Origin of the sequence: Microcoleus sp. BROC3, from assembly GCF_036702515.1 — a bacterium.
Taxonomy (GTDB): Bacteria; Cyanobacteriota; Cyanobacteriia; order Cyanobacteriales; family Microcoleaceae; genus Microcoleus.
The window spans coordinates 57,566-70,110 of record NZ_JAUBTQ010000025.1 but is presented as its reverse complement, the minus strand read 5'-3'; the positions used below and the strand labels follow the sequence as shown (position 1 = coordinate 70,110).

Genomic DNA, 12,545 nt, shown 5'->3' with positions numbered 1-12,545 from the left:
AGCAGTTGTGAATTCTCTCTTCTTTCTCTTCCTTCGCGGTTCGTTTTTCTGTTTTTATTATTACAAAACACGCTTAAATTCAAGATAAATACAATTTTATAGCACTTACCAGATCCCCGCCACTCTCGCCTCCCACCTCCGACAGTTCCCCCAACTCATTAACAATGTGTTATAAATATTGAGATTCATTAAGAAATATTGCTCAAATGCTCGTTTCCCCCTCCGGCGTCAGCAAACTCAAAGAATCTTTAAAAGAAAAAATATTCTTTGGGAATGAGCCAACCCCCGAACTCATAGCCATCTTACTGATTTACTTCGTCCAAGGCATTCTCGGACTCGCCCGCTTAGCCGTCAGCTTCTTTCTCAAAGACGAACTCGGCATGAGTCCGGCAGAAGTCTCGGCAATGCTGGGCGTCGTCGCCCTGCCTTGGATTATCAAACCGGTGTTCGGCTTCATGTCCGACGGCTTGCCGATATTCGGCTACCGCAGACGCCCCTACATCGTCGTCTCCGGGCTGCTGGGAACCTTAGCATGGGTGAGCCTCGCAACAATTGTACACACACCGCTTGCCGCTACAGGGGCGATCGCCCTGAGTTCCCTCTCCCTCGCCGTCAGCGACGTAATCGCCGACTCCCTGGTAGTCGAAAGGGCCAGAAAAGAATCCGTTACCGACGCCGGTTCCCTGCAATCCTTGTCTTGGGGCGCTGCAGCCCTCGGCGGACTAATTACCGCCTACCTCAGCGGTTCCCTGCTGCAACACTTCAGCACCCACACAATATTTTTAATCACCGCATCTTTCCCGCTAATTGTATCAGCAACAGCTTGGTTAATTGTCGAAGAAAAAACCAACAAAAGAACCGACTTTGAAAGTGTCAAAGACCAATTAAAACAACTGCGTCAAGCTGTTACCCAAAAAACAATTTGGCTGCCCACCGCCTTTCTATTCCTATTGCAAGCTACCCCAAGTTCAGACTCCGCCTTATTCTTTTTCACCACCAACGAATTAGGCTTTCAACCAGAATTTCTCGGACGAGTCCGCCTCGTTACCAGCCTTGCCGCCCTCGCCGGCGTCTGGCTGTTTCAACGCTTCCTCAAAACAGTTCCATTTCGAGTAATTTTTGGCTGGTCAACCGTCATTGCGACTGCTTTGGGCATGACTACTTTATTATTAGTAACTCATGCCAACCGAGCTTTAGGAATTGACGATCGCTGGTTCAGCATCGGAGACAGCCTGATCCTGACAGTAATCGGACAAATTGCTTATATGCCGGTGCTGGTACTCTCCGCGCGTTTGTGTCCCCGAGGCGTCGAAGCAACTTTATTTGCGCTGCTGATGTCAATCATAAATTTAGCAGGACTTTTGTCCCACGAAGGCGGCGCACTTTTGACCCACTTGCTAGGAATTACCGATCGCAATTTCGATAACCTCTGGCTGCTAGTTGTCATCACAAACCTGTCCACACTTCTGCCCCTACCGTTCTTAAATTGGCTGCCCGGCGACAGTACAGAAAGCGGCGATCCAAAAACTCAAAAGTCTCTTCCCGTATTAGAACCAGAACTCGGCAGTTCCAAGTCAGGCGGACAGCATTTTATGCCCGAATACTTTCCCGACTTAGTACCGACAGTAAGGTCACAAAGCCGCACCGCAGATAGCAAATAAAGGCAGGCACACACGGATTTTGACACGGATAAACGGATGAATTTAACTGTGTTTCTCAATTCTCCGACTTTCCTTTTCTCTGTGCCCTCTGTGTTCTCTGCTGTTAAATCAATAAAAGCTTATTAGACCCATGCAAAAATTACAGATTTCCCAACCTCAAACAGCAGCCACAAAATCATCCTACGATCGCACAGACTGGCAGCGCGGCTACGAATCTCAACCCAACGAATCCGACTACTGGATTGACGACATAGAAGGCGAAATCCCCCCCGGCTTGCAAGGCACATTCTTTCGCAACGGGCCCGGATTATTGGATGTCAACGGCCAGCGCATCCACCATCCGTTTGACGGCGACGGGATGGTTTGTGCGATCGCAATATCCGAAGGCCGCGCCCATTTCCGCAACCGATTCGTCCGCACAGAAGGCTATCTCGCCGAACAAGAAGCCGGAAAAATCCTCCACCGAGGCGTTTTCGGCACACAAAAGCCAGGGGGCTGGCTCGCCAATATCTTTGATGTCAAAATCAAAAACATTGCCAATACCAACATCATTTATTGGGGCGACAAACTGCTAGCACTTTGGGAAGCCGCACAGCCCTACAGACTCGACCCCCGCACCCTAGAAACACTCGGCTTAGATACTCTAGACGGCATCTTGGAACCCGGTGAAGCCTTCGCCGCCCACCCCAGAATTGAAAAAGGGAAAAATGGCCAAGGAGACAGATTGGTAAACTTTTCTGTCAAGCCCGGTTTGTCGAGTACCATCACGATTTACGAACTCGACGAAAGCGGCAAACTTTTGCAGCGTCACGCCCATGCAATACCGGGTTTTGCCTTCCTGCACGACATGGTAATTACCCCGAATTACTGTATATTCTTCCAAAATCCCGTCTCATTTAATCCTCTACCATTCGTGTTAGGATTTCGGAGTGCCTCCCAGTGCATTCAATTTTCGCCAAACAAGCCAACGCAAGCAATTTTAATTCCCCGCAACGGCACTGACGAGGTAAAGATATTAGAAACTGAACCTTGTTTTGTCTTCCACCACTGCAACGCTTGGGAAGAAGGAGACGAAATTTTTATTGACTCAGTTTGTTACGAATCATTTCCCACTGTAGAGGCGGACGGCGATTTCCGGGAGGTTGATTTTGAGAGCGTTCCAGCGGGGGAATTGTGGCGGTTTAAGTTAAATTTGCAAGACAAAACGGTACAGCATCAAGTTGTTGAAACTAGGTGCTGCGAGTTTCCCACTTTGCATCCGAATAATGTCGGACAACCTTACCGATATCTTTACATCGGTGCTGCTGATGCTCCCACTGGAAATGCTCCTTTGCAAGCTATTCTCAAAATGGATTTCGTGACTGGTGAAAGGCAAATTTGGAGTGCGGCACCACGCGGTTTTGCGGGGGAACCGGTGTTTGTTCTCCGTCCCGATGCTGTTGCTGAGGATGACGGCTGGCTGCTACTTTTAATGTATGATGCAGCTCATCATCGATCGACCTTAGTGATTTTAGATGCTAGTGACATCACCAAAGGGCCCTTAGCGCGCTTGCATTTAAAACAGCACATTCCCTACGGTTTGCACGGCAGTTTTACATCAAAGGTACTGCTTCCTATCGGTTCGTAGTTGCCCTACTATGGGCGGGCAGGATGCCCACCCCACAAGAAAGAAAATTGAACTTTTCAGGAATAGGCTTTCGGGCCTGTTCCTGAAAATGGTGCAAGATGTCAGTTTTCACCGATTTTAGCGATGAGACAGAAGTTTAAAGCCCTGACGGGCTGGCGGAGGGGCGGACTGGGAGACTGCGGTAAATCTTAACAACAAATCAAAAGATAAAATATCCATAATAAATGCAAAGTGTCAACAAATTTAATCTCAAAAAAATACTTATTTTAATTGGCAGTCTGACCGTAATTTGGGCAATTATCTTATCTATTTACTCTCACAATGCTAACGCCCAAGAGCCTTACAATTTACCTCCAGAAAGCGCTGTAGCGTCCAAAGGCTTGGTTGAAGTCAAAATGACGGTAATTGCAGTAGATCCCATTAAGAACGAATTAGAAACCCGCTTGCAGTTTGAACTCAAAGGTATCTATAAAAAAGGGCCAACTTACCCAGCTCAAGACTTGTTAATGACAGTTAACGGCGCAAATGTACAGGATTCGGAAATTACCTTTAAAGAAGGCAAACCGATGATTGTGCCTGCATTAAAATTTAATTTGGTAAAGGGAAAGATTAACAATTATCCGTTTGACAAGCACATTGCTAAAGTAGCTATTTCGATCGATCCGCTGGCTTCGATTGGTAAAAAGTTTGCTCCATTTCAACTAAACCCGGTACCTCTAAAATTTAATTTTAATGCCGATGTTCCCGGTTTTGACATCAGTTATAAGCCGATGGAAGAAAATTCCTCTATCTTTATTTATATTGATGTTTCTGCAACTCGCTCAATCCCGGTGAAATTTTTTGCCTTAGTGATTATTGTTATTATGTGGGTGCTGTCAATTATGGCGCTTTTGCTAGCATTAAAAGTGATGAAATCTGGCAAGTTGCCGGAAGTGGGAATGCTGAGTTGGACTGCTGTGATGTTGTTTGCTTTTCCCGCTATTCGCAATGCTCAACCGGGGGTACCCCCGGTGGGAACTGCAAGCGATTTTCTTTCGTTTTTTTGGACAGAAATTATTGTTGTGGTGGCGTTGGTGATTATCGGTAGCTGTTGGTTGAATCGGTATCATCCGCCGATTGAATGATATGAGATTTGAAACTTCAGATTTGAAAAATTCACCCCAGAGATAAATCAAGGGGCTTGTAGCCTGCATACTTTAAATTAACAGTCAACAGTCAACAGCTAACTAAATTCCAAGATTCAATTTTTGATTTCTAAATTCTCAATATCCTTTGCAGGTACGCCCAAACCGCGCAAGATAGTAAAAGCAATAATTCGATATCCCGACGGATTGGGATGAACTCCATCTGCGGCTAACAAATTCAGAGTCTTGCCCGCGTGTTTTTGATACGTGCCGATAACTTCCCGACAAGGCCCATTCAAATCGATAAACAAGCACTGATTCTGCAACGCAATTTCTCGCATCGCGGCAATATACTCTTGCAACCTGCGATTTTCTGGGCCGTCGAGAATTTCGCCGATAGGAGTAGGAGAAAGCAGTACAACTCGAATTCCTGCGGCTTTCGCCGCCAACACCATTTGAGTTATTTTCTCCCGATATTCTGCCAGTGGCACTCCCTGGGGCAACTTGCCTTGCGGATAAAACTGACGGTTTTGGAAGTCGAAGAAAGCGTGCCAAACGTCGTTGACTCCGACATTAATCATCACTAAATCTGGCTTTTGGTCGATCGCATCTTTCTGAAAGCGGGCTTGCATATCAGTCGCCTTGTTACCGGAGATTCCGGCGTTGACGATTTCGATTTTGCGATCGGGATAAAGGGCATTCAGATAGCGTTGCAGCAGCCAAACGTAACCTCCGGGGTATTTCCCGGCCTCGGTGATGCTATCGCCCACTGTCACAATTTTGCGCTTGCCGGCGAGCACGTTTTGGATTTCTGGTGGCGGCGTTGCTTCGGATAGGGGTTCTCTAAACATCGGAATTAAGGAGTGAGGAATGTTGAAGGCGATAACAGCAGCAATTACGGCGAGGGCAAGTCTGATTAACACTTGCCGGTTCGGGAGTTTGGGACTGGGCGATAGCCCATTGGGAGACATTACGCAGATTCCTAATAAAAATCTAACTATTGATGTATGCAATAATATTATCCATTTTTGGTTTTTTTGTCACTTATTTCAATAACTCAGTCCTGGACTAACAAAAACCTGGTTTCGACGCCAAATCGGAAGTTATAAGCCTTAAGGCAGAAACCTGGTTTTTGACCCCGCCTGCGTAAGTTGTACAGGTGAAATCACTGAGGTTTTTGTTGCCCCGATCTGTCCGTGTAATTGCCATCACAAAAAAGTTCGCCCAATATCACATGATTTCTGCTACTTACGGCACAACTTTAGAAGGGAATCGCGGTTTATAATATTATTGATTAGTTCAAGAAATAAGTTTTCAGGCGAGGTTAAAGCAATGGTAGCAAATTCAAATTTTTTATATCCTCAAAATCGTTATTATGGTGAAGTCAAGCCAGAGAATTTGGTATTTAATGCGAATTTACAAGAGTTTTCTCAGCGAGTGGGTTACATCAGTTCCTTGACATCTAACGGTAAAATTTCTGTGGAACAGGCATTTACTCAGATCCAAACACTGTGGGAACAGGTGGAAAAGTCGAAAAAGCAGTTGGGAATCGGCGAAAATCCATTTTCAGCTTGAATAATTAGCGGTTGGCTTTGACGTTGATTTACGCTGATTGATGCCGATCGATTAATCCACAGCTTAAGATGAAAAATGAAAAAGTAGCTAGTGGCGATCGACCTTTTTGCCTATGAGTTCCGATTTAGTACCCCTCCTTCCCAAAGTATCCGTCGGCCGTCGCGCAGCGGCCCTCTGCATCGACGGAATCGCAGTTTGGCTGCCCAGTTTGCTTCTGGGCAATAATGCGATCGTCCAAACCATATTTTTTGTCCTGCTGTGGCTGATCATGCGCGTAGCCATCGTCAGGAAAAACCAAGGTCAAAGTCTCGGGCGCTGGGCCTTGGACATGAAAATTGCCGATACCAGATTCCACCGGACTCCGGGAGTGCAAGAACTCTGCAAGCGCGAAGCCTTACTGGGCTTTTGCGCCGCCTTAGCCTTCGCAGGTATAGCTGGGATCACATCTACCAACGCTGCCGTCTTGCTGCTGATCCTGCCCCTGGCGATCGACTGTAGCGTTGCCCTCACCTCCGCCGAAAGGTTTCCCCAAGCTTTCCACGATCGCATCGGCGGGACGATCGTCGTCGGAACCCGCCGCGGCTACTCCCTCGACATCAAAGTTAGAAGATTGCTTGACCAAGTGCAGAGCAATGTGAGAAGATAATAAATTGTGTTTAAATTAGTCGAAATTTATTTAGAATTATGGCTAAAGGCGTCCGCATCATAATTACTCTAGAGTGTACTGAGTGCCGTACAAACGTAAGCAAACGCTCCAAAGGCGTATCTCGGTACACCACCACCAAGAACCGTCGCAACACGACGGCGCGGCTAGAACTCAAAAAGTTCTGCCCCCACTGCAACCAGCACACTGCCCACAAAGAGATCAAGTAGTGATTAGTCATTAGTCCTTAGTCATCAGTCATCAGTTGTTGGCAATTGATATTGACCCGCGAAAAGCAGATAACTAACCAATGCTTTGCTGACGGCTAGCAACTAACGGCTAATAACTAAAAACTCACAATCAACAGTCAACAAACAACAGTCAACAAACAACAAACCATGACTTATTTTCGCCGGCGCGTTTCGCCCATCAAACCAGGAGACCCGATCGACTACAAAGATGTCGATTTGCTCAAAAAATACGTCACAGAACGCGGTAAAATTTTGCCCCGCCGGATTACCGGTTTGACGGCAAAACAGCAGCGAGACCTGACCAGAAGCATCAAAAGAGCAAGAATTGTAGCTTTGATGCCCTTCGTAAACCAAGAAGGTTAACAGGATTTGGGATTTTGGGTTTTAGATTTTGGACTGGGAATAAGACTTGCGCGAAAAAAACGTCTTTCTGTCATTAAGAGTGCAGCAAGAAGGCAGCGAAAAAATCGCGAAATAGGGTTAAGAGTCGCCGCAGCGCAAGTCTTAATCACAAGTCAAAAGTTAAAAAAAAGCCAGAAGAAAAAAAAACTTTTTAGATTTTAACTTTCACAATTGACCAGAAAAATTGCCAATATCCAAAATCTAAAATCGCAAGCTCGAAACTCGATAAGTGGCTACTGTAAAAATCCAAAATCTCAAATATAAAGCTGGCAAGTGGAGAAGGGAACGTTAGTAGAATTTAGAGTGCACGGCGACCGCCGTCTGGCAGTTGCCGATCGCCCCGACGGCAAGAAAAACTGGGTAGTGGTAGACGAAAACGGTCAACCGCACAGCATACCGCCCAAACAAATCACCTACGAAGTAACCGGAGAAACTTACAAACCCTCCGATATTCCCAAATTTCTTAAAGAAGTAGAAGCCTACTCAGATCCGTCGAGTTTGGAAGTCGCTTGGGAACTTTTAGTCGGTGACGGAGAAACAGCAGATCCCGAATCCCTGGCAAAGCTGTTATTTTCTGAGAGTAGTCCGGCCCAGTGTTACGCGGCTTACTGTTTGCTATCAACAGATAAACTGTATTTCAAACAAAAGGGCGATCGCTACGAACCGCGATCGCCCGCCCAAGTAGCCGAAATCAAACACCAGCAAGAAGTAGAACAGCAGCGACACCAAGAATCCCAAGGATTTTGGGATCGAGTCAAACAGCGGCTGGCAGGGGAAAATGTAGATTGGGAACACAGCGATCGAACTCGCCTCGACGCCCTAGAACGCTTTGCCATCCTCGGAGAAGAAGCAACGCACCGCACCCCAGCCTTAGAAACTTTAGCCAGCTTACAACGATCCGAAAACCCCGAAGCAGCATTTGCTCTCCTAGTCGATCTCGGCCTGTGGAGTACCCACGAAAACCTGTTTTTGCGGCGCAGCCAAATTCCCCTACAATTCTCCGCAAAGGTATTAGAAGTGGCCCAACGCTGCCTAGAAAATCCCCCAGCCGACTCCGACACAAATCGTCTCGATTTAACTCACCTCAAGGTTTACACGATCGACGACGAAAGCACCACCGAAATCGACGACGGCCTCAGCTTAGAATTCCTCGAAAACGGCCAGCAGCGCCTGTGGATACACATCGCCGATCCCACCCGCCTGCTTTCCCCCGGAGACGAACTCGACCTCGAAGCCAGAAAGCGCACCACTACGGTTTACTTGCCCACGGGAATGATTCCCATGTTTCCCCCAGCTTTGGCAACCGGGCCAATGAGTTTAATTCAAGGCAAAGAGTGCAGCGCCCTCAGCTTCAGCGTCACCTTAGACGAACTCGGCGCGGCTCAAGATTACAGCATCCACATCAGCACCATCAAACCCACCTACCGCTTGACCTACGATGACGTAGACGAAATGCTAGAGTTGGGAATCGAAGCAGAACCGGAAATAGCAGCGATCGCCTCAGCAGCAAAACTGCGCCAAAAATGGCGGGAAGCCCAAGGCGCAATCAGCATTTTCATGCCCGAATCCGTCATCAAAGTCAACGGCGACGACATCAAAATCCACGTCATCGACGACTCCACAGCCCGGATGCTAGTAGCGGAAATGATGATTTTAGCCGGCGAACTAGCCGCCCGCTACGGTCAAGCTCACAGCCTGCCCATACCCTACCGCTATCAGCCACAGCCCGAACTTCCTCCCGATGAAGAACTCCTAGCCGTGCCCGCAGGCCCCGCCCGCGCTTGCGCCGTGCGCCGCTGTATGCCCCGCAGCGAAATGGGCCTCACCCCCGGACGCCACGCCGGCTTGGGTTTGGAATTATACACTCAAGTTACTTCCCCGATCCGTCGCTATACCGATTTGCTGACTCACTTCCAAATCAAAGCCCACCTGCGCGGCGAACCGCTGCCTTTTTCCGCTGAAGAAATACAGGACATTGTGATGTGTCTCGGCACCGCAGTTAAAGAAGCCTCTACCGTCGAACGCCAAACAAACCGCTATTGGGGATTGGAATATTTGCGGCGCAACCCAGACGAAGTTTGGGAAGCTTTAATGCTGCGCTGGTTGAGGGAAGACAGCAATCTGGGATTGATTTTATTGGAAGAGTTGGGTTTAGAATTGGCAATGCGATTTGGTCGATCGGTCGAAATAGGCGATCGCCTAGAAGTCAAAGTCACTCACTGCGATCCGCGATCGGATGTCATTAACTTCCAGGAAATGATATTTGAAGCCGCGCAATAGGATTTTAGATTTTAGATTTTAGATTTTGGATTGCAAAAATCTGTGTTGAAGGCTGAAACTGAGGATAAATCTCGTTTTTAATCGAGTTTGTGACCCCCTCGCATCCCCCTTGTCAATGGCAGGCGGGTAAAAAAGATGATGGGTTTATATCTAGTCCTGTAAAATAATCGTAATTCTTGTCAGGGCTAGTTCACCTGTGAATCTGTAATATCAGCCAGAAAAACCGTAAACCGGCCCCGACCAAAATATTGGGGTCGATCGACTGGACATGATATTCAATCCAAGACGGGTAATACTTTTGACGTTAAATTGACACGCTTTGCTATCTCCTCTCTTCCTCCGTGTCCTCTGCGGTTAATAAAAAAAACTTCAGCATTCTAAAAATTGGCAGTTTTTACCCCAACCTAGTAATCTAAAATCTAAAATCTAAAATCTAAAATTTAAAATTTAAAATAGCAAAATGCCCAATTCAATTAGCCAAGTTCAGCCACCGCTGGAATTCATACCCCCAGCCTACAACCCGCTAGTGATGCAAGGCTGCCAGCAAATACTCCCCTGGTGGCTGCGATTTCGGACGAGTATCAGCCACGTTCAAGCCGAAAATGTCGAAACCCTCGCCGAACTATTCCACCAATTTCAAAATCAGAAAATTCGCTTCTTGCTGGCCTTTCGCCACCCCAACTCAGACGATCCCTACTGTTTGGGACAACTAATTTGGAAACTCGTTCCCCAGGCGGCGCGGGCTAAAGGCATTCCCCTCAAATTCCCCGTACATTCGCACTTTATCTACGATCGCGGCATTCCCCTCTGGGCTGGTGCCGGCGTCGGCTGGCTGTATTCCCAACTCGGTGGCACTCCGATCGTTCGCGGTAAAATCGATCGCCTCGGATTGCGATCTGCCCGCAATTTATTTGCCAACAGCCAATTCCCGATCGCCGCCGCCCCAGAAGGCGCCACCAACGGTCACAATGAAATAGTTAGCCCCCTCGAACCGGGAATTGCTCAAATGAGTTTCTGGTGCGTTGAAGATTTGCTGAAAGCCGGACGCACTGAAAAAGTTTTAATTGTGCCGATCGGCATTCAATACCGCTATGTCGAACCACCTTGGCAACCCCTAGAAAAACTTTTAACTCAATTAGAAATAGATTGCGGATTGCCAGAATTAGATAGTAGTAATAACGCCACTTTTACTCCCGAAATTACAGTTTCAACAGACCCAAATCACAACTTCCAATATATGCGCCTAATTAGATTAGGCAGCTATTTACTAGAAGTAATGGAGCAGTTTTACACCCGTTTTTATCATCAAAACTTTATCTCAAAAACCGCAGATGCAAGTTCCCTGCAAATACCTGGTTGCAAGGCAGATCGAGCGGTCACAGAAAAAGTTTTTACAGCGAGACTGAAAGCACTTTTAGACGTTGCCCTACTTGTAGCAGAAGAATATTTTAACTTAAAGCCCAAAGGCAGTTTGATAGACCGCTGCCGCCGTCTGGAACAAGCAGGCTGGGACTATATTTATCGAGAAGATATCAAAAATATTGCAGCACTTTCTCCCTTAGAAAGAGGATTAGCCGATCGCCTCGCTGAAGAAGCGAGTCTTCGGATGTGGCATATGAGACTTGTAGAAAGTTTCGTATCCGTCACCGGCCGGTACGTCCAAGAAAAGCTGACCGCAGAACGTTTGGCAGAAACAACTTTACTGCTGTGGGACGTACTAACTCGCATCAAAGGGGGAAATCCTTTCGGCCGGCCGAAGTTGGGCAAACAGCAAGTACAAATGACCGTGGGCGAACCGATATCAGTGAGCGATCGTTGGGATGGATATCAAACCAGCCGCCGGTTAGCAGTTGCCGAACTCACTCAAGATTTGCAATCAGCTTTAGAAGCAATGATTAAATCTTAATTAGTCACATCGGGAAGAGGTTCAAGGGAAGAAGGAAGAAATTCGAGGGAAGAAGCAATATATATTTTTCTTCAGTACCTTTTTCTTTTGTGAAGTGTAAACAGATTGTTATAGACTTTTGGCATAGGTCTGATGAACCGCCAACGCTCGCTCGACAAGGAACCAATAAAAATTACCGATGACTAACAAACCGATCGATTTGTCTACTAACTCAATTAAGGTAAAACTGCTGAATTATTTAGCACAGGAATTGCTCACCCCGCTCACTTCGGTGATCGGCATGGCAAGCGTGTTGAACCAAGAAATTTACGGCCCCTTAACCAGCAAGCAAAAAGAATATATCGACGTGATCCAAGACAGCAGCCGGTCTTTGCGATCGCTCGTTGAAGAAATTTTGGAACTCGCAGAACTCGATGATTCCGCTTTCACCTTGAGGCGAACAGCAGTCGATATAGAAACTTTGTGCCAGCAGGTGGTGACAATCCTGTCGCCTGCGGCCTCTAGACAAGAGCAAGAAATTAACTTGTCGATGGGGCCCGGGCCGCGCATCTGGTTGGTCGATAAAGATAAGGTTCAGCAAATGCTGCACCACTTAATTTTTAGCATTATTCAATCTGCTGGGGCAGGCAGCGTGATTCGAGTCCACGTTTCTCGGAAAGAAGACGGTATCAACATCGGAGTTTGGGTTTTTCATCCTTGGTTGGGAGAAAGTTTGCCCCATGCTAAACTCTACACCGACTACTTGTTGAAGGTCGGATCGGGTAGCGGTTCGCCATCTAACTCCGAAACCGAATCCCTCGGACTCGAACCGCAACTTCCGACACAGGGTTCGCAGCGATTAACGCTGGCGTTTTCTGAATTGGCGTCTTTGGTGGCCGAGAATGCCGAAGATACCGCACCTGTGTTAGCTGGTTACGAGGCCAGGGAACGCTTGGGGCTGCTGCTTTGCTGCCAATTAGTGGAAATTCAAGGCGGTCAACTCTCGATTCAAGGTACCCCGGAATCTGGATATCGCTACGTGCTCTGGCTTCCCTGCACCAATGCTACGGAATTGTTGGAAGGCTAAAGAATGAAGA

11 protein-coding genes are annotated in these 12,545 nt (G+C 47.2%); 10 read left to right on the top strand and 1 reads right to left on the bottom strand.

The genetic code is table 11. The features are described from left to right. Positions 1 to 206: 206 nt before the first annotated feature. The 3 genes from QUB30_RS17465 to QUB30_RS17455 all read left to right on the top strand — a co-directional run bounded on the left by QUB30_RS17465 (position 207) and on the right by QUB30_RS17455 (position 4,412). On the top strand, positions 207 to 1,661 hold the full coding sequence (locus tag QUB30_RS17465; RefSeq protein WP_333335596.1) for a folate/biopterin family MFS transporter: 1,455 nt from the start codon (positions 207 to 209) through the stop codon (positions 1,659 to 1,661). Positions 1,662 to 1,791: 130 nt separating this feature from the next. Beyond that, the gene (locus QUB30_RS17460; RefSeq protein WP_333335593.1) at positions 1,792 to 3,288 is read left to right on the top strand and encodes a carotenoid oxygenase family protein; all 1,497 of its coding nucleotides are present in this window, start codon (positions 1,792 to 1,794) and stop codon (positions 3,286 to 3,288) included. Between the two features lie 224 nt (positions 3,289 to 3,512). Next, positions 3,513 to 4,412 (top strand): DUF4436 family protein, encoded by a 900-nt coding sequence (locus QUB30_RS17455; RefSeq protein ID WP_333335590.1) that lies wholly within the window; start codon positions 3,513 to 3,515, stop codon positions 4,410 to 4,412. 116 nt (positions 4,413 to 4,528) lie between these two features. Here QUB30_RS17455 and QUB30_RS17450 read toward each other — a convergent pair whose 3' ends face one another. Next, entirely contained in the window at positions 4,529 to 5,383 is an 855-nt protein-coding gene (locus QUB30_RS17450; RefSeq protein WP_333335587.1) for an SGNH/GDSL hydrolase family protein, read from the bottom strand. Between the two features lie 361 nt (positions 5,384 to 5,744). On the opposite strand from QUB30_RS17450, the gene QUB30_RS17445 reads away from it, so the two are divergent. The 7 genes from QUB30_RS17445 (at position 5,745) to QUB30_RS17415 (ending at position 12,535) form a co-directional block, all read left to right on the top strand. Beyond that, on the top strand, positions 5,745 to 5,987 hold the full coding sequence (locus tag QUB30_RS17445; protein ID WP_190658612.1) for a DUF7219 family protein: 243 nt from the start codon (positions 5,745 to 5,747) through the stop codon (positions 5,985 to 5,987). Between the two features lie 112 nt (positions 5,988 to 6,099). Then, the gene (locus QUB30_RS17440; protein WP_333335583.1) at positions 6,100 to 6,633 is read left to right on the top strand and encodes an RDD family protein; all 534 of its coding nucleotides are present in this window, start codon (positions 6,100 to 6,102) and stop codon (positions 6,631 to 6,633) included. A 38-nt stretch (positions 6,634 to 6,671) separates the two neighbouring features. Continuing rightward, a complete protein-coding gene (gene rpmG / locus QUB30_RS17435; RefSeq protein ID WP_190658616.1) occupies positions 6,672 to 6,860 on the top strand; it encodes a 50S ribosomal protein L33 in 189 nt (62 codons plus the stop codon). A 168-nt stretch (positions 6,861 to 7,028) separates the two neighbouring features. Next, the gene (gene rpsR, locus QUB30_RS17430; protein ID WP_006631377.1) at positions 7,029 to 7,244 is read left to right on the top strand and encodes a 30S ribosomal protein S18; all 216 of its coding nucleotides are present in this window, start codon (positions 7,029 to 7,031) and stop codon (positions 7,242 to 7,244) included. Between the two features lie 312 nt (positions 7,245 to 7,556). Continuing rightward, entirely contained in the window at positions 7,557 to 9,563 is a 2,007-nt protein-coding gene (locus QUB30_RS17425; RefSeq protein WP_333335580.1) for a ribonuclease R family protein, read from the top strand. Between the two features lie 460 nt (positions 9,564 to 10,023). Beyond that, positions 10,024 to 11,469, top strand: coding sequence for a 1-acyl-sn-glycerol-3-phosphate acyltransferase (locus tag QUB30_RS17420; protein ID WP_333335577.1), 1,446 nt, complete (start codon positions 10,024 to 10,026; stop codon positions 11,467 to 11,469). A 178-nt stretch (positions 11,470 to 11,647) separates the two neighbouring features. Continuing rightward, positions 11,648 to 12,535: a histidine kinase dimerization/phospho-acceptor domain-containing protein gene (locus QUB30_RS17415; protein WP_333335574.1), complete on the top strand. Its 888-nt coding sequence runs from the start codon at positions 11,648 to 11,650 to the stop codon at positions 12,533 to 12,535. Positions 12,536 to 12,545: the final 10 nt, after the last annotated feature.

Coding starts and splice junctions, on each gene's coding strand:
- QUB30_RS17465 (WP_333335596.1), top strand. CDS start 207: ATGCTCGTTTCCCCCTCCGGCGTCAGCAAACTCAAAGAATCTTTAAAA.
- QUB30_RS17460 (WP_333335593.1), top strand. CDS start 1,792: ATGCAAAAATTACAGATTTCCCAACCTCAAACAGCAGCCACAAAATCA.
- QUB30_RS17455 (WP_333335590.1), top strand. CDS start 3,513: ATGCAAAGTGTCAACAAATTTAATCTCAAAAAAATACTTATTTTAATT.
- QUB30_RS17450 (WP_333335587.1), bottom strand. CDS start 5,383: ATGTCTCCCAATGGGCTATCGCCCAGTCCCAAACTCCCGAACCGGCAA.
- QUB30_RS17445 (WP_190658612.1), top strand. CDS start 5,745: ATGGTAGCAAATTCAAATTTTTTATATCCTCAAAATCGTTATTATGGT.
- QUB30_RS17440 (WP_333335583.1), top strand. CDS start 6,100: ATGAGTTCCGATTTAGTACCCCTCCTTCCCAAAGTATCCGTCGGCCGT.
- rpmG (WP_190658616.1), top strand. CDS start 6,672: ATGGCTAAAGGCGTCCGCATCATAATTACTCTAGAGTGTACTGAGTGC.
- rpsR (WP_006631377.1), top strand. CDS start 7,029: ATGACTTATTTTCGCCGGCGCGTTTCGCCCATCAAACCAGGAGACCCG.
- QUB30_RS17420 (WP_333335577.1), top strand. CDS start 10,024: ATGCCCAATTCAATTAGCCAAGTTCAGCCACCGCTGGAATTCATACCC.
- QUB30_RS17415 (WP_333335574.1), top strand. CDS start 11,648: ATGACTAACAAACCGATCGATTTGTCTACTAACTCAATTAAGGTAAAA.